Source organism: Streptomyces sp. NPDC051976, assembly GCF_040680795.1.
Taxonomy (GTDB): domain Bacteria; phylum Actinomycetota; class Actinomycetes; order Streptomycetales; family Streptomycetaceae; genus Actinacidiphila.
Window position 1 is genome coordinate 79350 of sequence record NZ_JBFAXL010000020.1, and the last position, 26012, is coordinate 105361.

Consider the following 26012-nt stretch of genomic DNA (forward strand, 5'->3'; position numbering starts at 1 on the left):
GTCAGCCGACGGCGGTCCCGATCAGGGCGCCGAGCAGGAAGGTGACCCCGGCGGCGGCGCCGCCCAGGAGGAGCTGGCGGACCCCGCTGAACCACCACGAGCGGGCGGTGACACGCGCCACAGCGGCGCCGCAGCCGAACAGTCCGACGGCGGCCAGCGCCATCGCGGGCCACAGCACGGTGGAGCCCAGCAGATACGGCAGGACGGGCAGCAGCGCGCCCAGGGCGAAGGAGACAAACGACGAGCCCGCCGCGACCAGCGGCGACGGCAGGTCGGAGGGGTCCACGCCGAGCTCCTCGCGGGCGTGGATCTCCAGGGCCTGCTCCGGGTCGGCGGAGAGCTGCCTGGCCACCTCGTGGGCCAGCGCGGGCTCCACGCCGCGGGCCACGTACAGCTCGGCCAGCTCGCGCATCTCGTCCTCGGGGTGGCGGCGCAGCTCGATCCGCTCCACGGCCAGCTCGGCCTCCACCAGCTCGCGCTGGGAGGCCACCGAGGTGTACTCCCCCGCCGCCATCGAGAAGGCACCGGCCGCCAGGCCCGCGAGCCCGGTCACCACGATCGTCCGCGACGACACCTCGCCGCCCGCCACACCGGTCATCAGGGCCAGGTTGGACACCAGCCCGTCCATCGCCCCGAACACCGCCGGCCGCAGCCAGCCGCCGCTCACGTCCCGGTGCGAGTGGTGCGGCACGTGGTACGGAGCGACGGCCTCCGCCGCCTCCGCCTCGACGCCCGCGGTCTCCGTCCCGACCATCGTCGACGACATCTTCCCCCCACTCCTCCGGCCGGCTCCAAGACCGGTCCCACCCACCAAACCCCTCGACCGTACGCGCGAATTCCCACCCCCGCCACCAAGGAAAGCCTCCCCTGACCTGCTGCGATGGCCCTCCGGGCGGGTCCCGGAAAACGTGCCCGCGCCCCCAGGGTGCGCCCCGACGCGCGCCGCGCTCGCGGAGGACCAGGCACCGAAGTGCCCCGAAGGGGCGCGGGGAACCGCGCTGCGCTTGCGGTGGCCCAGGCACCGAAGTGCCCCGAAGGGGCGCGGGGAACTGCGCGGCCCACCCCCACCGGCCGGTGGTCCGAAGACAACGCGTCTGCCCCATTGGGGCCGGTGGTGACCTGCAGCCCGTCGCGGGCTGGTCGCGCAGTTCCCCGCGCCCCTGTCGGGGCACAGGTGTCAGTGGCTGTTGCTGGGCTCTTCGGAGTCCGAGGCGGACTTGTCCTCGGCCGGGTCGGACTCGGGGTCGGAGTCCGGGGCGGGCTCGTCCTTGGCTTCCGGGGTGGCGGCGTCGGCGTCGGCCTCTGCCTCGGCGGCCGGCTGGTCCTCGGCGCCCTCCGCAGGAGTGCCCTCTTCCGGCGGGAGCGGGGGCTCGACCTCGGTTTCGCGGCCGGGGCGGAGGCGGGCGGAGAGGATGAAGTAGAGGACGGCGCCCGCGAAGACGATCATCGCGGTCCAGTCGTTGAGACGCAGTCCCAGGATGTGATGGGCGTCGTCGACCCGCATGTACTCGATCCAGAAGCGGCCCACCGTATACGCCGCCACGTAGAGCGCGAAGGCCCGTCCGTGGCCGAGCTTGAAGCGGCGGTCGGCCCACAGCACCAGCAGCGCGACACCGACGCACCACAGCGACTCGTACAGGAAGGTCGGGTGGTACGTGGCGAGGTCCGGCGTCGCCTCGGGCCGGTGCGCGGCGTCGATCTTCAGGCCCCACGGCAGCGTGGTCGGCTTGCCGTACAGCTCCTGGTTGAACCAGTTGCCCCAGCGTCCGCACGCCTGGGCGAGCGCGATACCGGGGGCCAGCGCGTCGGCCCAGGCCGGCAGCGCGATGCCCCGGCGGCGGCAGCCGATCCAGGCGCCGACGGCACCGAGCGCGATCGCGCCCCAGATCCCGAGGCCGCCCTGCCAGATCTTGAACGCGTCGACCCAGTCCTTGCCCTTGTCGAAATAGAGCTCGTAGTCGGTGATCACGTGGTAGAGCCGACCGCCGACGAGGCCGAAGGGCACCGCCCACACGGCGATGTCCGCGACCGTCCCCGCCCGGCCGCCGCGGGCGATCCAGCGCTTGTTTCCGAGCCAGACGGCTACGAAGACGCCGATGATGATGCAGAACGCGTAGCCGCGCAGCGGAATGGGTCCGAGGTGGACGACACCGTGCGACGGGCTGGGGATGAATGCGAGTTCCATGGCAATCACCGACGCTACCGTGCCGGGCGGGCAGTGCGACAACCCGCCCGGCTACGGCCTGATAACGGCGGGGCCGCTCAGGACGGCGGAGCGGCCGTCGCCGTACCCGGCTTCTTGCCCTTGTTCGCGGCCGCCACGAGGGCCTTGAGCGAGTCCGGGGTGAGCGCCGGGGCCGAGGCGCCGTAGATGTTCTTGCCGTTGAGCAGGATGGTCGGCGTGGAGTTGAAGCCGGAGGCACCGAAGGCGTCGTTGGACTTCTTGACCCATTCGTCATGGGTGCCGCCGTTGACGCACGCGGTGAAGGCCGGGGTCTTCAGGCCCGGGACCTGGCCCGCGAGCTGGAGCAGATAGTTCTTGTCGGCGAACTTGTCGGTGGTCTCGTCCGGCTGGTTCGTGTAGAGCACGTCGTGGTACGCCCGGAACTTGCCCGCGTCCTGCGCGCAGGCGGCGGCGTTGGCGGCGTTCAGCGACCCGGAGCCGCCGCGGTTGCCGTCGATCAGGGTCACCAGGTGGTACTCGGTGCGGATCTGCCCGCTGTCCTCGAGGCTGTGCACGGTCGGGGTGAACGTCTTCTCGAAGGCGTCGCACGCCGGGCAGCGGAAGTCCTCGTAGATCGTCAGGGTGGAGGGCGCGTCGGTGGCGCCGACCGGGATCACGAGGTTGTCCTTGCCGGTGGCGCCGCTGGGGGCCGCCGCCGGGGTGCCGCTGGACGAACTGCTGTTGTTGTTGTTGGCGACCACCACCCCGATCACGGCGGCGATGGCCAGTACGGCGACCACTCCGCTCGCGACCACCAGGGTCCGCTTGCGCCGGGCGCGGGCCTTCTCTTTCTCACGCTGTTCCTGCAGGGCCTCACGGGCGCTGCGCTTACCGTCACGGTTCTTCTCGCTCACATCCCTGGCTAACGGCACGGGACGGCGCTCAGGCCCGTCCCGTGCCGCGATTCGCCCCAACGTGTGACGCGGGCGTCCCCGGTCAGCGCTTGCGCACGCCTTCCGCCAGCTCGCCCGCGAGGGCGCGGACGGCCGCGAGGCCCGCGGGCAGGTCGCCCGCGGTGTCCAGGAGGCGCTGGACGAAGGCCGAGCCGACGATCACGCCGTCGGCGAAGGCGGCCACCTCGGCGGCCTGCGCCGCGTTGGAGACGCCGAGGCCGACGCAGACCGGCAGATCGGTGGTGGCGCGGGTGCGGCGCACCAGGTCGGCCGCCTGCTCGCCGACGCTGGCGCGGGTGCCGGTGACGCCCATCAGCGAGGCGGCGTAGACGAAGCCGCTGCCGGCCGCGGTGATCTTCGCCAGCCGCTCGTCACGGCTGGAGGGGGCGACGACGAAGACGGTGCCGAGGCCGTGCTGCTCGGCGGCCTTGCGCCATCCCTCGGACTCCTGGACGGGCAGGTCGGGCAGGATGCAGCCCGCGCCGCCCGCCTCGGCCAGCTCGGCGGCGAACCGCTCGGCGCCGTAGCGGTCGACCGGGTTCCAGTAGGTCATCACCAGCACCGGCTTGCCGGTGGCGGCGTGCGCCTCGCGGACCGTACGGAGCACGTCGGCGATCCGGACGCCGCCGCGCAGGGCGATGTCGTCGGCGGTCTGGATGACCGGGCCGTCGAGCACCGGGTCGCTGTGCGGCAGCCCGACCTCGACGATGTCGGCGCCGCCCTCGAAGGCGGCCTTGACGGCCTCGATGCCGTCGTCCACGGTCGGGAAGCCGGCCGGGAGGTAGGCGACCAGCGCGGCGCGGTTCTCGGCCTTCGCGTCGGCGAGCGCCCGGTCCAGAAGTTCGATGTTGCCGCTCACTTGACCGCCACCTCGTTCTTCTCGTCGACCTCGGCGGTCGCGTCGTACAGCCCGAAGTAGCGGGCCGCCGTGTCCATGTCCTTGTCGCCGCGGCCGGAGAGGTTGACCAGGACCAGGCCGTCGGGGCCCAGCTCACGGCCGATCTCCAGGGCCCCGGCGAGGGCGTGGGCGCTCTCGATGGCGGGGATGATGCCCTCGGTACGGGACAGCAGGCGCAGTGCCTGCATCGCGGCGTCGTCGGTGACGGCGCGGTACTCGGCGCGGCCGGCGTCCTTGAGGTAGGCGTGCTCGGGGCCGACGCCGGGGTAGTCGAGTCCGGCGGAGATCGAGTACGGCTCGGTGATCTGGCCCTCGTCGTCCTGCAGCACATAGCTGCGGGAGCCGTGCAGGATGCCCGGCTCGCCCGCGGTGAGGGTGGCGGCGTGCTCGCCGGTCTCCACACCGTGGCCCGCGGGCTCGCAGCCGACCAGCCGCACGCCGGTGTCGGGCAGGAAGGCGTGGAACAGGCCCATCGCGTTGGAGCCGCCGCCGACGCAGGCCACCGCGGCGTCGGGCAGCCGCCCGGCGCGCTCCAGGATCTGGCGGCGCGCCTCGACGCCGATCACCCGGTGGAAGTCGCGCACCAGCGCGGGGAAGGGGTGCGGACCCGCGACCGTGCCGAAGAGGTAGTGCGTGCGGTCGACATTGGCCACCCAGTCGCGGAACGCCTCGTTGATGGCGTCCTTGAGGGTGCGGCTGCCGGAGGTCACCGAGACGACCTCGGCGCCGAGGATCCGCATGCGGGCGACGTTCAGCGCCTGCCGCTGGGTGTCGATCTCCCCCATGTAGATGGTGCAGTCCAGGCCGAAGAGCGCGCAGGCGGTGGCGGTGGCCACGCCGTGCTGGCCCGCGCCGGTCTCGGCGATGACGCGGGTCTTGCCCATCCGCTTGGTGAGCAGCGCTTGGCCCAGCACGTTGTTGATCTTGTGCGAGCCGGTGTGGTTGAGGTCCTCGCGCTTGAGGAAGACCCGGGCGCCGCCCGCCTCGGCGGCGAAGCGCGGCACCTCGGTGAGGGCGCTGGGGCGGCCGGTGTAGTTGACCATCAGGTCGTTGAGCTCGGCGGCGAAGGCGGGGTCCGTCTTGGCCTTGTCGTACTCGGCGGCGACCTCGTCCACGGCGGCGACGAGCGCCTCCGGGATGAACTTGCCGCCGAAGGCGCCGAAGTAGCCCTCGACGGAGGGGATGGCGCCTTCCGGGTCGGGAAAGAAGAACTCTGGGCTGGCTGACATGGGTGTCCCCTGGCAGTGGTGAATGACGCGGAATCGGCTGATGGAGGTACGCGGATCAACCGCGCCGCCATCGCCTCCCGTTCACCTGGCCGGGCTCGCACCCGATGACGTACCGCACCCGGCGGCCCAGCACGCGGCGCGCGGGCGCACGGCAGCCGCGGGGGCGGCAGCCGGGGGCGAGGCGCGTGGCGATGGACACGGTGCGGAGTCTACTTCCCTGGGGGGCCTGTGCGGCGCCGGTCAGTTGCGGCCGAAGCGCAGCGCGGGGTGGGCGCCCGCGGCCACCAGGTCGGCGACCGCGGCGCGCGGGTCCTTGCCGGTGACCAGGGACTCGCCGACGAGTACGGCGTCGGCGCCGTCGTTGGCGTACGCGATGAGGTCGTGCGGGCCGCGGACCCCGGACTCGGCGATCTTCACGATGTGGTCGGGGATCTCGGGGGCCACCCGGCCGAAGTTGCCGCGGTCGACCTCCAGCGTCTTGAGGTTGCGCGCGTTGACGCCGATGATCTTCGCGCCCGCGTCGACCGCCCGCGCCACCTCCTCCTCGTCGTGCACCTCGACGATCGGGGTGAGCCCGATGGAGTGCGCCCGCTCGATCAGCGAGACCAGCGCCGGCTGGTCGAGCGCCGAGACGATCAGCAGCGCGAGGTCGGCGCCGTAGGCCCTGGCCTCCCAGAGCTGGTAGGCGGTGACGATGAAGTCCTTGCGCAGGACGGGGATGTCGACCTTGGCGCGGACCGCCTCGAGGTCGGCGAGCGAGCCGCCGAACTTGCGCTCCTCGGTCAGCACGCTGATGACGGCCGCGCCGCCCGCCTCGTAGTCGGCGGCCAGTCCGGCCGGGTCGGCGATCGCGGCGAGCGCGCCCTTGGACGGGCTGGACCGCTTGACCTCGCAGATCACCTTGACGCTGTCGCCGCGCAGCGCCGCGACACCGTCCTTGGCCTCGCGCGCCCGGGCGGCCCGCTCCTTGAGTTCGTCGAGGGTCACGCGGGCCTGTCGCTCGGCCAGGTCTGCGCGGACTCCGTCGATGATCTCGTCGAGCACACTCACGCGAGAGCTCCCCTTCCGGCCGGGTCGTACAGCGAACTGATCGAAATGATCAAGCCAACGGAGGGAACCATCGGCACTCCGATGGTATCGGGCAGTCGGCGGAGTCCCCGCATCCGGTGATCTCCGGTCCCACCACCTGGACAAACTTGTCACCGCGGGGCGGCTCCTCAGGGTGCGAGGGCGCCGCCGAAGGGCAGGTTCCGGACAACGCTGAAGGCCAGTACGAGGGCGCACAGCGCCCAGCGGTGGGCCGGGCGCAGCTCCGGGTCGAACTGGCGGCCGCGCAGCGCCCGGCCGCACCAGACGGCCCAGACGGCGGCGAAGACGGCGAATCCGGCCACCGCGAGCGCGTTGCAGCCGAGGGCGGTGCCCAGATGGCCGTGGGCGAGCGCGTAGGCGCTGCGCAGCCCGCCGCAGCCGGGGCAGTACACGCCCGTGTAGCGCAGCAGCGGGCAGACGGGGTAGTGGCCGGGGGTGTTCGGGTCGACGGCGGCCACATAGCCGAAGGCGGCCGCGGCGCTGCCGAGGACGGCCAGCGGCACGGCGGCACGGCGTACCCCGCTGTGCCCGGGGGCGGCGGCGAGGGCGGCCGCCGGGGCGGACGTGTCGTTGATCACATGCCGATTCTGCCCGCGGACGCACGAAGGCGCAGCGCGCCGGCCCCTGCTCGGGGGTACGGCGGCTGCGCCCGGTGAAGGAGTCGCGGCCCGCGGGGGCGCGGGTCAGGCGTTGGCGTGCGCTTCCTCCTGCACGCGCGCCCGGGCGACCGCCACGTGGGCCTCTTCCTTCTTGCCCATGCCCATCAGGCGCATCGCGCCACCGACGACGGGGGCCAGCAGGATGACGGCCATGCCCGCCCAGAAGCCGACCGGCTGCGCGGCGACCATGAACACGCCCGCGACGCAGAAGCCGACGAAGGCGATGATCGAGCCGGTCCAGGCGGCAGGGGTGTGTCCGTGGTCGACGTGGCCCGCCATGAGTGCTCCCTCGGTGTTCTCGGTAGTTCTACCGGTGGGGGACGTCCGTCGCCGCCCACTTCGTCCTCCATTGTTGCGCGTCCGCGGGAGGGTCCGTGCACGGGGGTGGTCAGCCGCCCTGGGTGGGGTCCTCGCCGCGGTCGAGCGCCTTCCACAGGTCCTCGGCCCGGTCGGGGTCGACCGCGGGCGCCGCGGCGGCGGCCCGTACCCGCGCGGGCCGCTTGCCGCCGGCGCGGTCGTAGCGGCTGGACATCGCGGGCCAGGCGTGGCCGTACCGCAGTGCCAACAGGCCCGCGACCAGCAGCAGCAGGCCGCCGAGCGCGCAGACCAGCGGCCAGGAGGTGGCGGCGGTGTGGGTCGCGGTGGCGTGGGTGAGGCCGGTGGCGGTGGCCGCGGCGTCGTCGACCGCGCCGGTGTCGCCGTGCCGGGCGAGTACGGCGACGATCACACCGAGGCCGCTGAGCGTGAGCAGGGCGGACACCAGGTAGCGGCCCACCCTGCGGACCGCGAAGACGGCGACCAGCGCGGCCAGGCCGACCAGGGCCAGTGCGCCGGGCAGCGCCGTGGTCTGGCCGCCGGTCGCGTGCACCGCGAGGTGCCCCTGCCCGAAGGCGGCGGTCCCGCGCATCCAGGTCTTCCCGGCGGCGAGCAGCACCAGGCTCGCGCCGAGCGCGCCGCACGGCAGCGCGACGGCGAGGGTGCGCAGCGCGGCCCGCCGGGCGTCCGACGACGGCCGGGCGACCACGGAGGGTGCGCCCTGCCCGCCGGTCGCGGACTCGGCAGCCTCTTCGGCTGGGGTCGCGGACGCGGCGGAGGGCTCCGCGCCGGACTCGGGGTCGGGCTCGGACGCTCGGGCGGCGCGGGGCTGCGGGACGGCACTCACCCCTCCACTATCGCCTGCCCGCCGCGCGGACCGTCGGGCAGGGGGTGATTCCGGGCCTTTACCGCCCCCGGCTCCGGCTGTCCGCCACCACTTCACAGGGTGGCAGCCGCGGGTCCCGTTCCAGGTCAGGACAGACCGGGACGAGTCCAAATCATGCCTGCCCGCCGGTCAGCAGTCCGCAATATCTCGGTCAACTCCCCTCCGCCACAGGTAAAGCGGAGGTATTTCTTCCGACCCGCTCCTTGTTGACGTGCGCCGGTCACAAATACGTTCACGGCCAATCCCTCTGTTCACCACTGACATCAGAGGCATCAATCCCCCCGCACGCCCCCCGGTTCACCCACCACAGGAGGCAGCAGTTGCGCTCCACCCTCACCCCCACAGCTCTCCGCGCGGGCCTGGCCCTGACCGCGGTCGCCGGGCTGACCGTCTCCGGTCTCGCCCTGGCGTCCTCGGCCGGAGCCTCGCCCGCGTCGCACGGTGTCACCACGGCGCGCTCCTGCGCCGCGAGCACACACCGCGATGTGATGGCCTGTAAGGCGATCAAGGTCACCGGCGGCATGAACTCGCTGGCGAAGTCCACCGGTTCGGTCAACCCGGCGGCCACCCCGTCCGGCTTCGGCCCGGCCGACCTGAAGAGCGCGTACAACCTGCCCTCCGGCGGTTCCGGCGCCACCGTGGCGATCGTCGACGCCTACGACGACCCCAACGCGGCCTCGGACCTGGCCACTTACCGCTCCACGTACGGGCTGCCCGCCTGCACCGTGGCCAACGGCTGCTTCAAGAAGGTCGGCCAGACCGGCACCTCCACGCTGCCGAGCGCCGACGCGGGCTGGGCCGAGGAGATCTCGCTCGACCTGGACATGGTCAGCGCGGCCTGCCCGAGCTGCCACATCCTGCTGGTCGAGGCGAAGTCCGCCTCGATGGCCAACCTCGGCAAGTCGGTCAACACCGCGGTGTCGCTCGGCGCGAAGTACGTCTCGAACAGCTACGGCGGCGGCGAGTCCTCCTCCGACAGCTCGTACGACAGCTCGTACTTCAACCACCCCGGCATAGCGATCACCGTCAGCGCCGGTGACAGCGGCTACGGCGCCGAGTACCCGGCGGCCTCGAAGTACGTCACCGCGGTCGGCGGCACCTCGCTGAAGAAGTCCTCGACCACCCGCGGCTGGACCGACACCGTCTGGAACGGCACCGGCTCGGGCTGCTCGGCGTACGACGCCAAGCCGACCTGGCAGAAGGACACCGGCTGCGCCAAGCGCACCATCGCCGATGTCTCGGCGGTCGCCGACCCGGCCACCGGTGTCGCGGTCTACGACACCTACGGCGGTGACAGCGGCTGGGAGGTCTTCGGTGGCACCAGCGCCTCGTCGCCCCTGATCGCCGCGGTCTACGCGCTGGCGGGCACCCCGTCCTCCGGCTCGTACCCGGCGTCGTTCCCGTACGCCCACACCGGCTCGCTCAACGACGTGGTGAGCGGCTCCAACGGGTCCTGCTCCGGCTCGTACCTGTGCACCGGCAAGGCCGGCTACGACGGTCCGACCGGTCTCGGCACCCCGAACGGCACGACGGCGTTCAAGGGCTGACACCTCGCGGCGCACCACCCGCCTGAGAGGGGCGGGGCGGCCGGTCCCCACCGGCCGCCCCGCCCTTCGCCGTGTCCGGCGGTTCCGCGTCAGCCGTGCAGCCGGTTGGCGGTCGCCACCGCGCGCAGCACCGCGGCCGCCTTGTTGCGGCACTCGGTGTCCTCGGCGACCGGGTCGGAGTCGGCGACGATCCCCGCGCCCGCCTGGACGTACGCGGTGCCGTCGCGCAGCAGCGCGGTGCGGATCGCGATCGCGGTGTCGGCGTCGCCCGCGAAGTCCAGATAGCCGACGCAGCCGCCGTACAGCCCGCGCCTGACCGGCTCCAGCTCGTCGATGATCTGCATGGCGCGCGGCTTGGGCGCGCCGGACAGGGTGCCCGCGGGGAAGCAGGCGGTGAGCACGTCGAAGGCGGTGAGGCCCTCGGCGACCCTGCCGGTGACGGTCGAGACGATGTGCATCACGTGCGAGTAGCGCTCGACGGACATGAAGTCGACGACCTCGACGGTGCCGGGCTCGCAGACCCGGCCCAGGTCGTTGCGGCCGAGGTCGACCAGCATCAGGTGCTCGGCCCGCTCCTTGGGGTCGGCGAGCAGCTCCTCGGCGAGCGCGGTGTCGGCCTGCGGGGTGGCGCCGCGCGGCCGGGTGCCCGCGATCGGGTGCACCATCGCGTGCCCGTCCTCGACCTTCACCAGTGCCTCGGGGCTGGAGCCGACCACGTCGAAGGACGCGCCGTCCGCGCCGGGGAAGCGGAAGAGGTACATGTACGGGGACGGGTTGGTGGCCCGCAGCACCCGGTAGACGTCCAGCGCGCTCGCGGTGCACGGCGCCTCGAACCGCTGCGAGGGCACGACCTGGAACGCCTCGCCCGCGCGGATCCGCTCCTTGATGTCCTCCACCGCCGCCCGGAACCGCTCACCGCCCCACACGTCGGAGTAGACCGGCGGCTGGGACGGCGGCAGCGCCACCGGCGTGCTGTGCAGCGGCCTGCCGAGGTCGGCCTCCATCGCGTCCAGCCGGGCGACGGCGTCGGCGTACGCCTCGTCCACGCCGGTGGCGCGGTCGTTGTGGTTGATCGCGTTGGCGATCAGCAGCACGCTGCCGTCCCAGTGGTCGAGGACGGCGAGGTCGGAGGTGAGCAGCATGGTCAGTTCGGGCAGCCGCAGGTCGTCGCGGCCGTGCTCGCCGATCCGCTCCAGCCTGCGCACGATGTCGTAGCCGAGGTAGCCCACCATGCCGCCGGTGAACGGCGGCATCGCGGCGGCCAGGTCGTGCGGGGTGTGCAGGGTCTCGACGGTGGCCTTCAGCGCCACCAGCGGGTCGCCGTCGGTGGGGACGCCGACCGGCGGCGTGCCCAGCCAGCGCGCCTGCCCGTCCTGCGCGGTGAGGGTGGCGGCGGACCGCACGCCGACGAAGGAGTACCTGGACCAGGAGCGGCCGTTCTCGGCCGACTCCAGCAGGAAGGTGCCCACCCGCTCGCCCGCGAGCTTGCGGTAGAGGCCGACCGGGGTGTCGCCGTCCGCGAGCAGCCGGCGGCTGACCGGGATGACTCGGCGGTCGACCGCCAGCTTGCGGAAGGTTTCGAGGTCCATGGCCGCAGAGACTACTGGCCCGGCGCGGGCAGCAGGACGTCGGAATCGAAGCAGGTGCGGTCGCCGGTGTGGCAGGCCGCACCGACCTGGTCGACCTTGACCAGCAGGGTGTCCGCGTCGCAGTCCAGCGCCACCGACTTCACGTGCTGGACGTGCCCCGAGGTGTCGCCCTTGACCCAGTACTCGCCGCGGCTGCGGCTCCAGTACGTGCAGCGGCCGGTGGTGAGCGTGCGGTGCAGCGCCTCGTCGTCCATCCAGCCGAGCATGAGCACCTCACCGGTGTCGTACTGCTGGGCGATGGCGGGAATCAGTCCGTCCGCGCTGCGTTTGAGGCGGGCGGCGACGGCGGGATCGAGCGAGGTGGCAGCCATGGTGACCATTCTGCCGCCGATCTCGCCGAATTCGAAAAGCCTTGATAACCCGCAAACGGGGCAAGTGTGTTGACCGTCATCCGGTACTCGCTCGCTGATGTCACCCGTATGGGGCATCCTGCCTCCATGGGTTTTCCTCCGCCGCCGCCAGATGGACCGCCTCCGCCCTCCGGGCAAGGGGGCGGTTTCGGCCCGCCTCAGGGCTTCGGCCCGCCTCCTCCTCCCCCGCCGTCGGGCAACGACGGCTACGGCTACCCCCAGCAGGGCGGCGGTGAGGGCTACGGCTATCCGCAGCAGCAGGGCGGCGGTTACGGCCCGCCCGGACCTCCCGGACCGCCGATGCCGCCCGGCGGCTACGGCTACCCGCAGCCGGGCCCCGGTGGATATCCGCCGCCCCCGCCGAACAACAACAAGCGCAACGCGTGGATCGCGGTCGGCGTGGTGGCGGTGATCGGCGCGGTCGTCGCCGGTGTCGTGCTCGCCGGTGGCGGCGACAGCAAGAAGAAGGACGACGCCAAGCAGAGCGGCAGTCCGACCATCTCACTGCCGTCCGGCCTGCCCTCGGGCCTGCCGACCGACATCCCCACGCCCACCTTCACGCTGCCGTCGGACGATCCGAGCCTGGACCTGCCGACCGACTTCCCCAGCTTCACCCTGGACCCGACGCCGACCGAGAAGGTCGTGCCGTACGTGGTGCTCTCGCCGGGCAAGTGCTTCGACGCGCCCACGCTGTCGCCCAGCGTGGACACGGTGACCACCAAGTCCTGCAACTCCGCGCACGACGGCCAGGTCGTGGCCAACGAGACGCTGTCCGGCAGCTTCTCCACCGACACGGAGATCCAGAACAAGGCGCTGGAGCTGTGCACGGCGGACGCCAGGAAGCACCTGCCCGCGGACGGCCGGATGTACTACCCGTACGCGCTCTTCCCGAAGCTGACGACGTACGAGATCCAGGGCCGCAAGACGGTGACCTGCTCGCTGACGCTCAACAACGGCAGCAGCGCCACCAAGGGCAAGAAGCTGTACCACCCGCTGGGCTGACGGCACGGCGAGGAGCGGACGACGACGGCCCGGGGGTCGTTAGTGTGGCGGCATGTCGACACATGCCCAGCGTGAACGTCTGCTCCTCGCCGATCTGCTGGAACAGTCGGGGCCCGAGGCCCCGACGCTGTGCGAAGGATGGCGGACGCGGGATCTGGCGGCCCATGTGGTGCTCCGCGAGCGCCGCAGCGACGCGGCGGCCGGACGGCTGATCCCGCAGCTCGCGGCGCGCCTGGAGCGGGTCCGCGAGGAGTACACGGCCAAGCCGTACGAGGAGCTGATCCAGCTCATCAGGACCGGTCCGCCGCGGTCCTCGCCGTTCAGCATCAAGCAGCTCGACGAGGTGTCCAACACCGTCGAGTTCTACGTCCACGCCGAGGACGTCCGCCGCGCGGCGCCCGACTGGACACCGCGCGCGGTCGACCCGGTCTTCGCCGACGCCCTGTGGTCGCGGCTGGAGAAGGCCGCCCGGCTGCTGTGCCGCAGGTCCCCGGTCGGCCTGGTGCTGCGGCGTCCCGACGGCCAGACCGCCGTCGCCCGCAAGGGCTCCCCCGTGGTCACCGTGACCGGCGAGCCCACCGAGCTGACCCTCTTCGCCTTCGGCCGCCAGCGGGCGGCGACGGTGGACGTGGCGGGCGACGAGGACGCGGTGGCCAAGGTGTACGCGGCGAAGCTCGGGTTCTAGCAAGGCGTCTTCGGGGCCGGGGCCGGCTACGGGCGTGCCGTGCGCGGGAGTTCGGCGGTGCGTACGGCCGGGGCGAGCAGGCCGACGACGCCGCCGAGCATGCCGAAGGCGGCGCTTGCCAGGAAGACCGGGGCCAGCCCCCAGGTCGCGGCGGCCACGCCGAACAGCGGGTAGGCCAGCGGGGCGAGACCGAATCCCGACAGGCTCATCACCGCGCTGACCCGGCCCAGATAGCGCGGGTCGGTAGCGGTCTGGACGAGGGCGAAGGCGAGCGAGCCGCAGAGCCCGCAGACCAGCCCGCCGAGCAGCGCCACCGTCACCGCGACCGCCAGTGACGGGGTGGTGCCGATCAGGCCGAGCGCCGCGGAGCCCGCGAAGAGGGTGCCGATCTGCACCTGCCCGGCGCGCGGCACCCGCCCCCGTACGGTCAGCAGCAGCGCGCTCAACGCCGCGCCCGCGCCGAAGGCGCCGATGATCCAGCCGTAGCCCGCGCTGCCCCAGCCGCGGTCGGTGGTGAGCAGGATCATGCCGATGTTGAGCGGGCCGACCAGGCCGAGTTCGCAGAGCGCGCCGGAGAGGACCAGCGGGCCGACCAGCCGGTGCCCGCGGACATAGCGCAGCCCGTCGAGCAGTTCCCGCCAGGGGGTGTCGGCGCCGGCGGGCGCGTCGGTGTCGTCGGCCGCGGCCGGTTCGCGGAACCGGGTGGCCACCAGCAGCGGTACGGAGAGCGCGAAGAGCCCGCCGGCCACGGTGAAGGCCGCGACCGCCCCGCCGGTCCCCATCGCCAGACCGCCGAGAGGCGGCCCGACGATGGTGCCGCACCGGATGACCAGGGCGCGCATGCCCTGCAGCCGCACCAGTTGGTCGGCGGCCACGATCCGCGGCGGCAGCGCGCCGACCGCGGGCATGAACAGCGCGTCCACGACACCGAAGACCAGCGCGACCGCGACCAGCAGCCACAGCCCGGGGGCGCTGAGCGCGAGGGTGGCGGCCACCGCGAGGATCAGCACGCAGCGCACCGCGTCGCTGCCGATCACCACCCGCCGCGGCCCGAAGCGGTCGGCGACCACTCCCCCGCCGAGCATCAGCGCCGCCCGCGGCACCGCGCCCACCGCCAGCACCATGCCGACCTCGCCGGGCGAGGCCGCCTTCGCGGCGGCGAAGCCCAGGGCGAGGAAGTAGACGCTGTCGCCCAGCATCGAGGCGGCGTAGGCGGTCAGCCAGCGCAGCACGTTCGCGTCGCGGTGCGCGGGCCTGCCGGGCGGTGCTGCGGTTATCGCGGTCGCCGTCGTCATCGGGCGGCCCTCCTTCACGTCGGGGCGGGCTCAGGGGCGGAGCAACGGGCGCGGGCTCAGGGGCGCGAGCCGGTTCAGGGGCGGAACGGGAAGCCGTACATCTGCACCGCGACGTGCTCGCGGTCCGCGGTGTCGCCCGCGTCCTCCGCCGCCCGCCCGCGGTCGGTCCAGCGGGCCATCAGGTCGCCGATCTCCTCGGCCATCTCCTGGAGTTCGGCGGCCGTCAGCCGCGGCATGTACTCGGAGCTGAAGGCGGCCTGGGTCCACTCCGCGGGCCAGGCGGCCTGTTCGCCGAGGAAGCGCTCGTACCGTTCCGAGCGGGTCGCCAGCAGCTGCCGGGTGACCTCGTTCATTACGGCGACGCCTTCCGGCCTGTCGGCGAAGTCCGCGGTGCGGAAGGAGAATCCGCGCTCGGACGACACCTTCCACCAGCGCTCCCGCCCGTCGCCGCTCTTCTCCGGCGCCTCGACGATGAAGCCGTGTGCGGCCATCTTCCGCAGGTGGTAGCTGACCAGCGAGACCGCCTCGTCCACCTGGTCGGCCAGGTGCGAGGCGGTGGCGGTGCGCGCGGTGTAGAGGGCGCGGTAGAGCCGGATGCGCAGGGGGTGGGTGAAGACCTTGAGCGCGGCGAGGTCGGTGATGCGCTCGGGGGTCCCGTCAGGAGCGGTCATGGCTCCCACGGTAGATACGCAAGAAAATTTTCGCAATCTTATTTGCGCAACTTTATTTTCCTATCGGGCCGAAAACCGCCCGCCCGTGCGGCACGGGCGGGCGGATGGTGCGGGTGTGCCGGCGCGGCGGGGTGTCAGCGCACCGGGTGGCCGGCGTCCCGCAGGGCCGACTTGACGTCGCCGATGCGCAGGTCGCCGAAGTGGAAGACGGAGGCGGCCAGCACGGCGTCCGCGCCCGCGGCGACCGCGGGGGCGAAGTCATCGAGCCGCCCGGCGCCGCCGGAGGCGATGACGGGGACGGTGACGTGCTTGCGGACGGCCGCGATCATCTCCACGTCGTAGCCGTCCTTGGTGCCGTCCGCGTCCATCGAGTTGAGCAGGATCTCGCCCGCGCCCAGCTCCGCGGCCCGGTGCGCCCACTCCACCGCGTCGATGCCGGTGCCGCGCCGCCCGCCGTGGGTGGTCACCTCGAAGGCGCCCTCGGGGGTGCGGCGGGCGTCCACCGAGAGCACCAGCACCTGCCGCCCGAACCGCTCGGCGATCTCCCGGATCAGCTCGGGCCTGGCGATGGCCGCGGTGTTGACGCCCACCTTGTCGGCGCCCGCGCGCAGCAGCTTGTCCACGTCGTCGGCGCTGCGCACCCCGCCGCCCACGGTCAGCGGGATGAAGACCTGCTCGGCGGTACGGCGTACGACGTCATAGGTCGTCTCCCGGTCACCGGAGGACGCGGTGATGTCCAGGAAGGTCAACTCGTCGGCGCCCTCGGCGTCGTAGAGCTTGGCCATCTCGACCGGGTCGCCCGCGTCGCGCAGGTTCTGGAAGTTGACGCCCTTCACGACGCGGCCGTTGTCCACGTCGAGGCAGGGGATGACTCGGACCGCGAGGGTCATGTACCCGCTCCTCGGAAAGCTTCGATCTCCACCTCGACCAGCACCCGGGAGTCCACGAACCCGGCCACCACGACCATGGTCGCGGCGGGCCTGACGGCCCCGAACAGCTCCTTGTGGGCACGGCCGACGTCGTCGGCGTCCCGGGCGTGGCTCAGGTACATACGGGTGCGGATCACGCTGTCCGGGCCGAGGCCGAACGGCTCCAGCGCGGCCAGCGCGTTGCGGAACGCCAGCAGCGTCTGCTCGTACGGGCTGCCCTCACCGCGCACCGCGCCGCCGACCAGCGGCATCGTGCCGGACACCAGCACCCTGTCCCCCGCCGCCACCGCGCGGGCGAAGCCGATCGTCTCCTCCAGGGGGCTGTCGGACTGGTCGCGCCGTACTGCGGGGGTCTCCGTCATCGTGACACTGCCTCCAGGGCCTCTTCGAGGGTGAACGCCTTGGCGTAGAGCGCCTTCCCGACGATCGCGCCTTCCACCCCTTGGGGAACAAGAGACGCGATGGCCCGCAGATCGTCAAGGGAGGACACACCGCCGGACGCCACCACGGGCCGGTCGGTGGCCGCGCAGACCCCGGCGAGCAGCTCCAGATTGGGGCCCTGCAGCGTGCCGTCCTTGGCGATGTCGGTGACCACGTAGCGCGCGCAGCCCTCGGCGTCGAGCCTGGCCAGCGTCTCGTACAGGTCGCCGCCGTCACGGGTCCAGCCGCGGCCGCGCAGCGTGGTGCCGCGGACGTCCAGGCCGACGGCGATCCGGTCGCCGTGCTCGGCGATGACCTTGGCGACCCACTCCGGGGTCTCCAGCGCCGCGGTGCCCAGGTTGACCCGGGTGCAGCCGGTGGCCAGCGCCGCGGCCAGCGTGTCGTCGTCGCGGATGCCGCCGGACAGCTCGACCTTGATGTCCATCGAACGGGCGACCTCGGCGATCTGCGCCCGGTTGTCGCCGGTGCCGAACGCCGCGTCGAGGTCCACCAGATGCAGCCACTCGGCGCCCGCGGCCTGCCAGGCGAGCGCGGCGGCGTGCGGGTCGCCGTAGGAGGTCTCGGAGCCGGACTCGCCGTGCACCAGGCGGACGGCCTGGCCGTCCCGGACGTCGACGGCGGGGAGGAGTTCGAGCCTGTTCATCGGGATGCGTCCTAGGGCCTAGAGAGTGTCGAGCCAGTTGGTCAGCAGTTGCGCTCCGGCGTCGCCGGACTTCTCGGGGTGGAACTGGGTGGCCCACAGCGCGCCGTTCTCCACCGCGGCCACGAACGGCTCGCCGTGCGTGGCCCAGGCGACCTGCGGGGGGCGCAGATGCGGGTTGTGCGTTTCGAGGTCCCACTGCCGCACCGCGTAGGAGTGCACGAAGTAGAACCGGGCGTCGGGGTCGAGTCCGGCGAACTGCCGCGAGTCCTCGGGGGCCTTGACGGTGTTCCAGCCCATGTGCGGCACGACGGGCGCGCGCAGCGGCTCCACGGTGCCGGGCCACTCGTCGAGCCCGTCGGTCTCCACCCCGTGCTCGATGCCGCGGGCGAACAGGATCTGCATCCCGACGCAGATGCCCATCACCGGCCGCCCGCCGGACAGCCTGCGCCCGACGATCCAGTCGCCGCGTACGCCCTTGAGCCCGGCCATGCAGGCGGCGAACGCGCCGACGCCCGGCACCAGCAGCCCGTCGGCGTTCATCGCCCGGTCGAAGTCGGCGGTGATCTCCACCTGCGCCCCGGCGCGGGCCAGCGCCCGTTCCGCGGAGCGCACATTGCCGAAGCCGTAGTCGAGGACGACCACGTTCCTGCTCATCAGGTCCCTTCCCCTAGAGCTGGAGCAGCCCGGCCACCAGCGCCATCACGGAGCCGATGGCGAGCAGCGTGATGAGGCTCCTGGACTGCTTCTGCTGCCAGAAGGAGTAGACGCCTCCGGCGAGGAAGAGCCCGAGCAGGATGAAGAGGGTCGAGTACGTGTTCACAGTGCGCCCTTGGTCGACGGCAGGATTCCCGCGGCGCGCGGGTCGCGCTCGCTCGCGTAGCGCAGGGCCCTGGCGAGGGCCTTGAACTGGCATTCCACGATGTGGTGGGCGTTGCGCCCGTACGGCACGTGGACGTGCAGGGCGATCTGCGCCTGGGCGACGAAGGACTCCAGGATGTGCCGGGTCATCGTGGTGTCGTAAGCGCCGATCATCGGCGCCATGTTCTCGGGCTCGGTGTGCACCAGGTAGGGGCGGCCCGAGAGGTCGACGGTCACCTGGGCGAGGGATTCGTCCAGCGGGACCGTGCAGTTGCCGAAGCGGTAGATGCCGACCTTGTCGCCGAGCGCCTGCTTGAACGCGGCGCCGAGCGCGAGCGCGGTGTCCTCGATCGTGTGGTGCGTGTCGATGTGCAGGTCGCCCTCGGTCTTCACCGAGAGGTCGAACAGGCCGTGCCTGCCGAGCTGGTCGAGCATGTGGTCGTAGAAGCCGACGCCGGTCGACACCGACACCTGCCCGGACCCGTCCAGGTCGATCTCGACGACGACGGACGTCTCCTTGGTGGTGCGCTCCACGCGGCCCACGCGGGTCATGCGGACTCCTTCTCACGGTGCTCTTTGAAGACGGTGCGGACGGCGTCCAGGAAGGCGTCGTTCTCCGGCGGAGTGCCCGCGGAGACCCGCAGGCGGCCGGGGACGCCGTTGTCGCGGACGAGGACGCCGCGGTCGAGGATCGCCTGCCAGGCGGCGTGGCTGTCGGCGAACCGGCCGAACTGCACGAAGTTGGCGTCCGAGTCGGTCACCTCGCAGCCGATCGCCCGCAGTTCGGTGACCAGCCGGTCGCGTTCCGCCTTGAGCTGCTCGACGTACTTCAGCAGGGTGTCGGTGTGCTCCAGCGCGGCCAGCGCGGTCGCCTGGGTGACCGACGACAGGTGGTACGGCAGCCGGACCAGCTGCAGGGCGTCGACCACCGCGGGGTCGGCCGCCAGGTAGCCGAGCCGCAGCCCGGCCGCGCCGAACGCCTTGGACATGGTGCGGGTCACCACCAGGTGCGGGCGGCCCTCCAGCAGCGGCAGCAGCGACGGGGTGTGCGAGAACTCGCCGTACGCCTCGTCCACCACGACCATCGACGGCTTCGCGGCCTGCGCGGCGTCGTACAGCGCCAGCACGGTCTCGGCGGCGACCGCCGTACCGGTGGGGTTGTTGGGCGAGCAGATGAAGACCACGTCGGGCCGGCGCGCGTGGATCTCGCGCACCGCCGCGTCCACCTCCACCCGGAACTCCTCGTCCCGGGGCCCGGAGATCCAGCCGGTGCCGGTGCCCCGCGAGATCAGCGCGTGCATCGAGTACGACGGCTCGAAGCCGATCGCGGTACGGCCGGGACCGCCGAAGGTCTGCAGCAGCTGCTGGATGACCTCGTTGGAGCCGTTGGCCGCCCAGACATTGGCCAGGCCGACCTGGTGGCCCGCGGTACGGGTCAGATACGCGGCCAGCCCGGTGCGCAGCTCGACCGCGTCCCGGTCCGGGTAGCGGTTCAGGTGCCGGGCGGCCTCGGTGACGCGCTCGGCGATCCTGGCGACCAGCGGCTCGGGCAGCGGGTACGGGTTCTCGTTGGTGTTCAGCCGCACCGGCACGTCGAGCTGCGGTGCGCCGTACGGTGTCTGGCCGCGCAGTTCGTCGCGGATGGGCAGGTCGTCGATGCGGGTCACGCCTGTGGCACCTCGTTGTCGAAGCGCGCCTTGACCGCCGCGCCGTGCGCGGGCAGGTCCTCGGCCTCGGCCAGCGTCACCACGTGGTGGGCGACCTCCGCGAGCGCGTCGCGCGAGTAGTCGACGACGTGGATGCCGCGCAGGAAGGACTGCACGGACAGGCCGGAGGAGTGGCAGGCGCAGCCGCCGGTGGGCAGCACGTGGTTGGAGCCCGCGCAGTAGTCGCCGAGCGAGACCGGCGCGTGCGGGCCGACGAAGATCGCGCCCGCGTTGCGCACCCGGGCGGCGACCGCGGCCGCGTCCTCGGTCTGGATCTCCAGGTGCTCGGCGGCGTAGGCGTCGACCACGGCGAGCCCCTGCTCGACGGTGTCGACGAGCACGGTGGCGGACTGGCGGCCGGACAGGGCGGTGGTGATCCGCTCGCTGTGCTTGGTGGCGGCGACCTGGACGGCGAGTTCCTTGTCGACGGCGTCGGCCAGCTCGGGCGAGGTGGTGACCAGGACCGCGGCGGCGAGCGTGTCGTGCTCGGCCTGGCTGATCAGGTCGGAGGCGACGTAGCCGGGGTCGGCGGAGGCGTCGGCGAGGATGGCGATCTCGGTCGGCCCGGCTTCCGCGTCGATGCCGATCCGGCCCTTGAGCAGGCGCTTGGCGGCGGCCACGTAGATGTTGCCGGGGCCGGTGACCAGGTTGACCGGGCGGCACTCGTCGGTGCCGTAGGCGAACATCGCGATCGCCTGGGCGCCACCGGCCGCGTAGACCTCCTCGACGCCGAGCAGCGCGCAGGCGGCGAGGATCGTGGGGTGCGGCAGACCGTCGAAGGCGGCCTGCGGCGGGGAGGCGACGGCGACACCCTCGACGCCCGCTTCCTGGGCGGGCACCACGTTCATCACCACGGACGACGGGTAGACGGCCAGGCCGCCGGGCACGTACAGCCCGACCCGCTCGACCGGCACCCACTTCTCGGTGACGGTGCCGCCGGGCACGACCTGGGTGGTGACGTCGGTACGCCGCTGCTCGCGGTGGACCAGCCGGGCGCGGCGGATGGACTCCTCCAGGGCCGCGCGGACCGCCGGGTCGAGCTCTTCGAGCGCCCGGTCGAGCGCCTTGGCGGGCACCCGCAGCCGCTCCGGGCGCACTCCGTCGAACCGCTCCCCGTACTCGATCACCGCCGCCGTGCCACGATGCCGTACGTCCTCGCAGATCGGTCGCACTGTGTCCAGCGCGGCCTCCACGTCGAACTCGGCACGGGGCAGCAGGTCGCGGTCGATCCCGCCCTCGGGGAAGGCGGCGCCGCGCAGATCGATTCGGGAGATCACGCTCCAAGTGTAGAGACCCCGCCATGTCGGGCGTTCCGTGGTTCCAGTCCGTGATACGCGAGGCGGGCACCCCCGTGGCCCCGGCGGCCGGTCCCGCGGTGATCCACTGTCCGGCCGCGCCCGGCCGCCCGGGACCGCTAGCGTGGCGCCCGGGGCGGGCCCTGCCCGGCCCGGCGAGCCCGCGACGACAGGGGGAGGGCGCGGTGACCGAGCCGCCGCAGGACTGGACGGACGCCGAGCGGGGGATGTGGCGCGCGTTCCGGCAGGGCACCACATACGACCTGCGGACCGGCGTGGCGGAGGAGGACGACCCGTCCGGCGCGGCGGCCGCCGACTGGGGCCAGGAGCGCACGGTACGCGCCACCACCGTCGCCCAGCTGCTGCTGGACGGGCCGCCGCCGCTGCCGGGCCGGGTCACCGGGCTGAAGCTGGCGGGGCTGCGGATCAGCGGGCGGCTGTCGCTGGCGGGCGGCGCCGTGACGCCCTACGTCCAGCTCGACGGCTGCCGTTTCGACGAGCAGCTGCTGATCGCCGAGTGCCAGGTCGGCAGTGTGCGGCTGGCGGGCTGCCTGATACCGCGGATCGAGGCGGCCAGGCTCCAGGTCTCCGGTGATCTGCACCTTCCGCAGTGCGTGGTGCCCGGCGGCATCCGGCTCACCGACGCGCAGATCGGCACCGACCTGCTGCTCAACCAGCTCACGGTGCGGCGCGGCCGCGGCCCCCGGGCCTTCGCCGCCGACGGCCTCACCGTCGGCCAGGACCTGGACGCCGAACTCATCGACGTGCGCGGTGAGTTCAGTCTGCGCAGCGCCCGGATCGGCGGGCGGCTGAGCCTGCGCGGCGCGACCCTGCGCAATCCCGACGGCGCCATAGCGCTGAACGCGGCCAGGATCACTGTCGAGCACACCCTCTACCTCAGCTCGGGCTGGAACACCGCGAGCCCGGAGGGGACCCGGCAGTCCCGGGACTTCGTCTGCGAGGGCGGGGTGCGGCTGGACGACGGCCGGTTCGGCAACGCGGCGGTGATCACCCGGGCACAGTTCCGGCTCGGCGACGAGCAGCAGCTCTCGCTGCGCCGGATCCAGACACCCGAGCTGCGGTTCGCGCTGCGCAGGCCGCCCGAGGGCCTGGTGACGCTGGCCGGGGCGAAGGTCGGCAACCTCACCGACTCCCCCAGCAGCTGGCCCGCCGCCGGACGGCTGAACCTCACCGGTTTCAGTTACGAGGCGCTGACCCCGCGCGACCCGTTCCCGCTGCGCGACCGGATCGCCTGGCTGCACGACGCCACGCCCGAGTACAGCCCCGGCCCGTACGAGCGCCTCGCCGCCGCGCTGCGGGCGGGCGGCGAGGACGCGCACGCCCGCGAGGTGCTGCTGGCCAAGCAGCGCCGCCGCCGCGAGTCGCTGCCGCCGGCCGGCCGGGTGTGGGGCTGGCTGCAGGACATCACCGTCGGGTACGGCTACCGGCCGGGCAGGGCCGCGGTGTGGATGGCGGTGCTGTGGGCGCTGGGCGCGCTGTACTTCGCGGTGCACCGCGCGCCGCTGCCCGCCGCGAACGACTACCGGCCGCACTGGAGTCCCGCGCTGTACGCCCTCGACCTGCTGCTGCCGGTGATCGATCTGGGCCAGGACAACGCCTGGCGGGAGGCCGGGATCAGCCAGTGGGTGGCCTCGCTGATGGTGCTGCTCGGCTGGATGCTGGCGACCACCGCGGCGGCGGGCGCGTCCCGGCTGCTGAGCCGCGGCTGACCCCACCAGCACACCTTGGGTACAGCCGCTGCCGAAGGCGGGCGTACTGCCCGTACCCTTGCTCACTGTGACCGATCGCCTTCCGCTCTTCCCGCTCAGTTCGGCGCTGTTCCCCGGGCTGGTGCTGCCGCTGAACGTCTTCGAGGAGCGGTACCGCGCCCTCGTCGGCGATCTGCTGGCGCTGCCCGAGAGCGCGCCACGGCGCTTCGGGGTGGTCGCCATAAGGAACGGCCAGGAGGTCGCCCCCACCGGTCAGGACGGCCGGGACACCGGCCCGCTGGCCGGACTGGGCAAGGACCCGATGGCCGCGCTGTACGGGTACGGCTGCGTCGCGGACGCGGCCGGTATCTCCGAGCGGGAGGACGGCGGGTACGAGCTGGTCGCCACCGGCATCGTCCGCTTCAAGCTGCTGTCGGTGGACGCGAGCGGGCCGTATCTCACGGGTGAGTTCGAAGAGCTGCCGGACGTGGCGGGCTCCGGCGCGGGCGCGCTGGCCTCGGAGGTGGGCCGGGTGTTCGGCACCTACCAGAAGCGGCTGGCCGGGGCGCGCGAGCGCACCCTGTCGGCGGCCCAGGAGTTCCCCGACGACCCGACCGTGCTCTCGTACCTGGTGGCGACCGCCGTGGTGGCCGAGACGTCGGTGAAGCAGAAGCTGCTGGAGGAGCCGGACACCGCGGCCCGGCTGACGGCGGAGCTGCGGCTGCTGCGGCACGAGAGCGCGGTCATCGAGAAGCTGCCGTCGCTGCCCGCCGTGGACCTGACCCAGCAGGCGGTCAGCGCCAACTGACACGGCGGTCGGCCTGATCGGCACGGGACGGCTCGGCACGACACGGCTCGGCTCGGCAGGGGGAGGAACCATGGGCAAGAAGACGAAGGCGGGCGGCACCCCGGCCACGGTGGTGCTGGAGAAGGCGGGCCTGCCCTTCACCGTGCACGCCTACACCCACGACCCGGCCTCGGAGCTGAGCTACGGCGACGAGGCCGCGGCGGCGCTGGGGACCGCGCGCGAGCAGGTGTTCAAGACGCTGGTCGCCGAGGTGGACGGGGCGCTGACGGTGGCGGTGGTGCCGGTCGCCGGCTCGCTGGACCTGAAGGCGCTGGCCGCGGCCGCGGGCGGCAAGCGCGCGGTGATGGCCGACCCGGCCGACGCCGAGCGCACCACCGGATACGTGCGCGGCGGCATCTCGCCGCTGGGCCAGCGCAAGCGGCTGCCGACGGTGGTGGACGCCTCGGCGCTCGGTTTCGCCACCGTCTTCGTCTCGGCGGGCAAGCGCGGCCTGGAGCTGGAGCTGTCGCCGCACGACCTGGTGGCGCTGACGGCGGCGACGACGGCCGAGGTGGCGCGGGGCTGAGCCTCGGCCCGGACAGGCCCTAGTCCTTGTCGGGGCCGGGCGGCGGGGTGTCCTCGGGGCCGGGGTGCGGGTGCTGCGGGTGGGGCTGCGGCTGGGCGTTCGGGTACGGGTGGGGCTGGGGGTACGGCTGCTGGCCCGGTGCCACGGGCGGCGGCGCGCCCCACTTGGGGTAGGGCCCGTACACCGGCTGCGGGTCGCGCGGGCCGAAGGCGGAGGTCAGGCCGAGGTGGACCAGCATCGCCGCAGCCGACCAGGCGACCAGCGCGCTCTTGGCCCGGAGCTCCAGCGGGCCGTCGAAGACGACCTTCGGGCCGACGGCCTTGGCGTGCGCCACGATGTCCGAGGTCGGGCCGAGCGCCACACCGATCCGCCAGCCCACCACGGAGGCGAGCAGGCCGCCGACGGCGAGGCCGAGGACGACGGCGACGCCGCCGCGGCGGTAGCGCAGGAAGACGCCGGTGGCGGTCAGGGCGCCGAGCACCATGGCGATGATCGCGAAGGTGCCGTCGCCGCCGATCGCCTCCTCGCCCTCGGTGTCCTTGAGGTAGACGGCCTTGCCGTCGGAGATCATCGGGATGCGGGGCGAGAGCCACAGCCAGAGCAGGCCGAGCAGCACACCGCAGACGGTGACCAGGAGCGCCACCAGCGCGCCGCGCGCCAGCTCGGCGGTGAGCGAGGGCTGCTCGTCCTTGCCCCCGCCGGGGCCGCCCGTCCCCGGATAGGGCGGGAACGGCGGCTGCTGGTCATGCGGCGTCAGGGGTGCGGTCACCCGCCCATCGTGCCAGGTCTTCCTGGCAGACGCGTCACCGGCAGGCGGCCCTGCGGTACGCCCGGGTGGCGACGGCCAGTGAGGCGACGCCGACCGCGGCGCACACCGACAGGTCACCGAAGACCGCGGCCCAGTCCGGGTGCGCGTCGAAGGTGCGGGCGAACGCCTCCACGCCGTACGTGGACGGCAGCAGGTCCCGTGTCCAGGAGATGGGCGCGGGCATGTGGGAGGCGGGCAGCACGCCGAGCAGCAGCGCCGCCGACATGCCGAGCTGGCCGAAGAGGGTGGCGATCTCCTGCCGTGGCGCCAGCAGCCCGAGCGCGGCGCCGAGGCCCGACAGCGCGGCCCCGGCGAGCGGGATCACCACCGCCAGCACCCACAGGTTGGCGGGCGGCAGATGGAAGAGGACGCAGCCGGTGACCGCCGTGACGAGCGTGCCGGGCACGGTGAAGGAGGCGTACGCGCCCGCCGCGCCCAGGACGACGGCCGCGGGCGGCACCGGCAGGGTCGCGTAGTGGTCGAGGCCGCCGGAGGCCCGGAGCTGCCCGAAGTACTGCGCCAGCAGGTTGAGCGCCACGAAGGCCACCACCAGCACGCTGGACCCGGCGACCACCGCCCGGGCGGCCTCGCCGTCACCGGCGTGCACCACCCCGCGCATCATCACCATGATCCCCACGGACTGGAACGTGGCCACGAACAGCAGCGGAATCCGCGCCACCCGCGCCCGCGACAACTGCGCCCGGTACACCGCGGCGAACCCGGCCCCCAGCCCCACCCGCGGCCCGAGCACCCCGATCTCCCCCGCCCGCGGGCCCGGCACCACCTGCGCGACAACGCTCATCGGCGTACTCCCCGGAACACGGGCGCCGCCGCAATAGGCGCCGGAATGGTCCGGGA

At 73.1% G+C, this 26012-nt stretch carries 30 protein-coding genes; 6 read left to right on the forward strand and 24 right to left on the reverse strand.

What is annotated here, in order from left to right:
- Position 1 precedes the first annotated feature (1 nt).
- From AB0M29_RS20910 to AB0M29_RS20955, 10 genes are all read right to left on the reverse strand, one after another.
- Positions 2–766, reverse strand: a complete 765-nt coding sequence (locus tag AB0M29_RS20910; protein ID WP_365384561.1) for a VIT1/CCC1 transporter family protein — start codon at positions 764–766, stop codon at positions 2–4.
- Positions 767–1177: 411 nt separating this feature from the next.
- Positions 1178–2185 (reverse strand): prolipoprotein diacylglyceryl transferase, encoded by a 1008-nt coding sequence (gene lgt, locus AB0M29_RS20915; protein ID WP_365384564.1) that lies wholly within the window; start codon positions 2183–2185, stop codon positions 1178–1180.
- 77 nt (positions 2186–2262) lie between these two features.
- Positions 2263–3078 carry a thioredoxin domain-containing protein gene (locus tag AB0M29_RS20920; protein WP_365384566.1) on the reverse strand — a complete coding sequence of 272 codons (816 nt, stop codon included), beginning with the start codon at positions 3076–3078 and terminating at the stop codon, positions 2263–2265.
- Positions 3079–3160: 82 nt separating this feature from the next.
- Positions 3161–3976: a tryptophan synthase subunit alpha gene (trpA, locus tag AB0M29_RS20925; RefSeq protein WP_365384568.1), complete on the reverse strand. Its 816-nt coding sequence runs from the start codon at positions 3974–3976 to the stop codon at positions 3161–3163.
- Positions 3973–5244: a tryptophan synthase subunit beta gene (trpB, locus tag AB0M29_RS20930; RefSeq protein ID WP_365384570.1), complete on the reverse strand. Its 1272-nt coding sequence runs from the start codon at positions 5242–5244 to the stop codon at positions 3973–3975. The genes trpA and trpB overlap by 4 nt, the downstream gene beginning before the upstream one ends.
- A gap of 55 nt (positions 5245–5299) precedes the next feature.
- Positions 5300–5443, reverse strand: coding sequence for a hypothetical protein (locus AB0M29_RS20935; RefSeq protein WP_365384571.1), 144 nt, complete (start codon positions 5441–5443; stop codon positions 5300–5302).
- A gap of 41 nt (positions 5444–5484) precedes the next feature.
- A complete protein-coding gene (gene trpC / locus AB0M29_RS20940; protein WP_365384573.1) occupies positions 5485–6294 on the reverse strand; it encodes an indole-3-glycerol phosphate synthase TrpC in 810 nt (269 codons plus the stop codon).
- Positions 6295–6461: 167 nt separating this feature from the next.
- Complete coding sequence (locus AB0M29_RS20945) at positions 6462–6908, reverse strand: DUF2752 domain-containing protein (protein WP_365384670.1); 447 nt, start codon at positions 6906–6908, stop codon at positions 6462–6464.
- A 108-nt stretch (positions 6909–7016) separates the two neighbouring features.
- Positions 7017–7271 (reverse strand): HGxxPAAW family protein, encoded by a 255-nt coding sequence (locus AB0M29_RS20950; RefSeq protein WP_365384575.1) that lies wholly within the window; start codon positions 7269–7271, stop codon positions 7017–7019.
- Between the two features lie 109 nt (positions 7272–7380).
- Entirely contained in the window at positions 7381–8016 is a 636-nt protein-coding gene (locus tag AB0M29_RS20955) for a TIGR02234 family membrane protein (protein ID WP_365384672.1), read from the reverse strand.
- A gap of 497 nt (positions 8017–8513) precedes the next feature.
- Here AB0M29_RS20955 and AB0M29_RS20960 point away from each other — a divergent pair, with 497 nt between their 5' ends.
- Positions 8514–9740 (forward strand): peptidase S8, encoded by a 1227-nt coding sequence (locus AB0M29_RS20960; protein ID WP_365384577.1) that lies wholly within the window; start codon positions 8514–8516, stop codon positions 9738–9740.
- Positions 9741–9829: 89 nt separating this feature from the next.
- Here AB0M29_RS20960 and AB0M29_RS20965 read toward each other — a convergent pair whose 3' ends face one another.
- Positions 9830–11329: an anthranilate synthase component I gene (locus tag AB0M29_RS20965; RefSeq protein WP_365384579.1), complete on the reverse strand. Its 1500-nt coding sequence runs from the start codon at positions 11327–11329 to the stop codon at positions 9830–9832.
- An 11-nt stretch (positions 11330–11340) separates the two neighbouring features.
- Positions 11341–11700, reverse strand: a complete 360-nt coding sequence (gene hisI / locus AB0M29_RS20970; RefSeq protein WP_365384581.1) for a phosphoribosyl-AMP cyclohydrolase — start codon at positions 11698–11700, stop codon at positions 11341–11343.
- A 126-nt stretch (positions 11701–11826) separates the two neighbouring features.
- Here hisI and AB0M29_RS20975 point away from each other — a divergent pair, with 126 nt between their 5' ends.
- Positions 11827–12741, forward strand: a complete 915-nt coding sequence (locus AB0M29_RS20975) for a hypothetical protein (RefSeq protein ID WP_365384583.1) — start codon at positions 11827–11829, stop codon at positions 12739–12741.
- A gap of 52 nt (positions 12742–12793) precedes the next feature.
- Positions 12794–13426 carry a TIGR03085 family metal-binding protein gene (locus tag AB0M29_RS20980; protein WP_365384585.1) on the forward strand — a complete coding sequence of 211 codons (633 nt, stop codon included), beginning with the start codon at positions 12794–12796 and terminating at the stop codon, positions 13424–13426.
- Between the two features lie 26 nt (positions 13427–13452).
- Here the strand turns inward: AB0M29_RS20980 and AB0M29_RS20985 are convergent, their stop codons facing one another.
- From AB0M29_RS20985 to hisD, 10 genes are all read right to left on the reverse strand, one after another.
- A complete protein-coding gene (locus tag AB0M29_RS20985; protein WP_365384587.1) occupies positions 13453–14721 on the reverse strand; it encodes an MFS transporter in 1269 nt (422 codons plus the stop codon).
- Positions 14722–14795: 74 nt separating this feature from the next.
- The gene (locus AB0M29_RS20990; protein ID WP_365384589.1) at positions 14796–15392 is read right to left on the reverse strand and encodes a helix-turn-helix domain-containing protein; all 597 of its coding nucleotides are present in this window, start codon (positions 15390–15392) and stop codon (positions 14796–14798) included.
- A gap of 134 nt (positions 15393–15526) precedes the next feature.
- Positions 15527–16282, reverse strand: a complete 756-nt coding sequence (gene hisF, locus AB0M29_RS20995) for an imidazole glycerol phosphate synthase subunit HisF (protein ID WP_365384590.1) — start codon at positions 16280–16282, stop codon at positions 15527–15529.
- The gene (locus tag AB0M29_RS21000) at positions 16279–16683 is read right to left on the reverse strand and encodes a RidA family protein (RefSeq protein WP_365384592.1); all 405 of its coding nucleotides are present in this window, start codon (positions 16681–16683) and stop codon (positions 16279–16281) included. Before AB0M29_RS21000 ends, hisF begins: the two co-directional genes overlap by 4 nt.
- A complete protein-coding gene (priA, locus tag AB0M29_RS21005) occupies positions 16680–17405 on the reverse strand; it encodes a bifunctional 1-(5-phosphoribosyl)-5-((5-phosphoribosylamino)methylideneamino)imidazole-4-carboxamide isomerase/phosphoribosylanthranilate isomerase PriA (RefSeq protein ID WP_365384594.1) in 726 nt (241 codons plus the stop codon). Before priA ends, AB0M29_RS21000 begins: the two co-directional genes overlap by 4 nt.
- A gap of 18 nt (positions 17406–17423) precedes the next feature.
- Positions 17424–18059: an imidazole glycerol phosphate synthase subunit HisH gene (gene hisH / locus AB0M29_RS21010; protein ID WP_365384596.1), complete on the reverse strand. Its 636-nt coding sequence runs from the start codon at positions 18057–18059 to the stop codon at positions 17424–17426.
- A gap of 13 nt (positions 18060–18072) precedes the next feature.
- Positions 18073–18225, reverse strand: coding sequence for a hypothetical protein (locus tag AB0M29_RS21015; RefSeq protein WP_365384598.1), 153 nt, complete (start codon positions 18223–18225; stop codon positions 18073–18075).
- Positions 18222–18815, reverse strand: coding sequence for an imidazoleglycerol-phosphate dehydratase HisB (gene hisB, locus AB0M29_RS21020; RefSeq protein WP_365384600.1), 594 nt, complete (start codon positions 18813–18815; stop codon positions 18222–18224). The genes AB0M29_RS21015 and hisB overlap by 4 nt, the downstream gene beginning before the upstream one ends.
- Positions 18812–19930 (reverse strand): histidinol-phosphate transaminase, encoded by a 1119-nt coding sequence (locus AB0M29_RS21025; protein ID WP_365384602.1) that lies wholly within the window; start codon positions 19928–19930, stop codon positions 18812–18814. Before AB0M29_RS21025 ends, hisB begins: the two co-directional genes overlap by 4 nt.
- Positions 19927–21246 carry a histidinol dehydrogenase gene (gene hisD, locus AB0M29_RS21030; protein ID WP_365384604.1) on the reverse strand — a complete coding sequence of 440 codons (1320 nt, stop codon included), beginning with the start codon at positions 21244–21246 and terminating at the stop codon, positions 19927–19929. Before hisD ends, AB0M29_RS21025 begins: the two co-directional genes overlap by 4 nt.
- Positions 21247–21491: 245 nt before the next feature.
- Between hisD and AB0M29_RS21035 the strand changes: the two genes are divergently transcribed.
- The 3 genes from AB0M29_RS21035 to ybaK all read left to right on the forward strand — a co-directional run bounded on the left by AB0M29_RS21035 (position 21492) and on the right by ybaK (position 24346).
- The gene (locus tag AB0M29_RS21035; protein ID WP_365384674.1) at positions 21492–22994 is read left to right on the forward strand and encodes an oxidoreductase; all 1503 of its coding nucleotides are present in this window, start codon (positions 21492–21494) and stop codon (positions 22992–22994) included.
- A 67-nt stretch (positions 22995–23061) separates the two neighbouring features.
- Positions 23062–23781: an LON peptidase substrate-binding domain-containing protein gene (locus AB0M29_RS21040; protein WP_365384606.1), complete on the forward strand. Its 720-nt coding sequence runs from the start codon at positions 23062–23064 to the stop codon at positions 23779–23781.
- Positions 23782–23851: 70 nt separating this feature from the next.
- Positions 23852–24346, forward strand: coding sequence for a Cys-tRNA(Pro) deacylase (gene ybaK, locus AB0M29_RS21045; RefSeq protein ID WP_365384608.1), 495 nt, complete (start codon positions 23852–23854; stop codon positions 24344–24346).
- 19 nt (positions 24347–24365) lie between these two features.
- On the opposite strand, the gene AB0M29_RS21050 is transcribed toward ybaK, so the two are convergent.
- Positions 24366–25115, reverse strand: coding sequence for a hypothetical protein (locus AB0M29_RS21050; RefSeq protein WP_365384610.1), 750 nt, complete (start codon positions 25113–25115; stop codon positions 24366–24368).
- A 34-nt stretch (positions 25116–25149) separates the two neighbouring features.
- A complete protein-coding gene (locus tag AB0M29_RS21055) occupies positions 25150–25956 on the reverse strand; it encodes an ABC transporter permease (protein WP_365384612.1) in 807 nt (268 codons plus the stop codon).
- Positions 25957–26012: the final 56 nt, after the last annotated feature.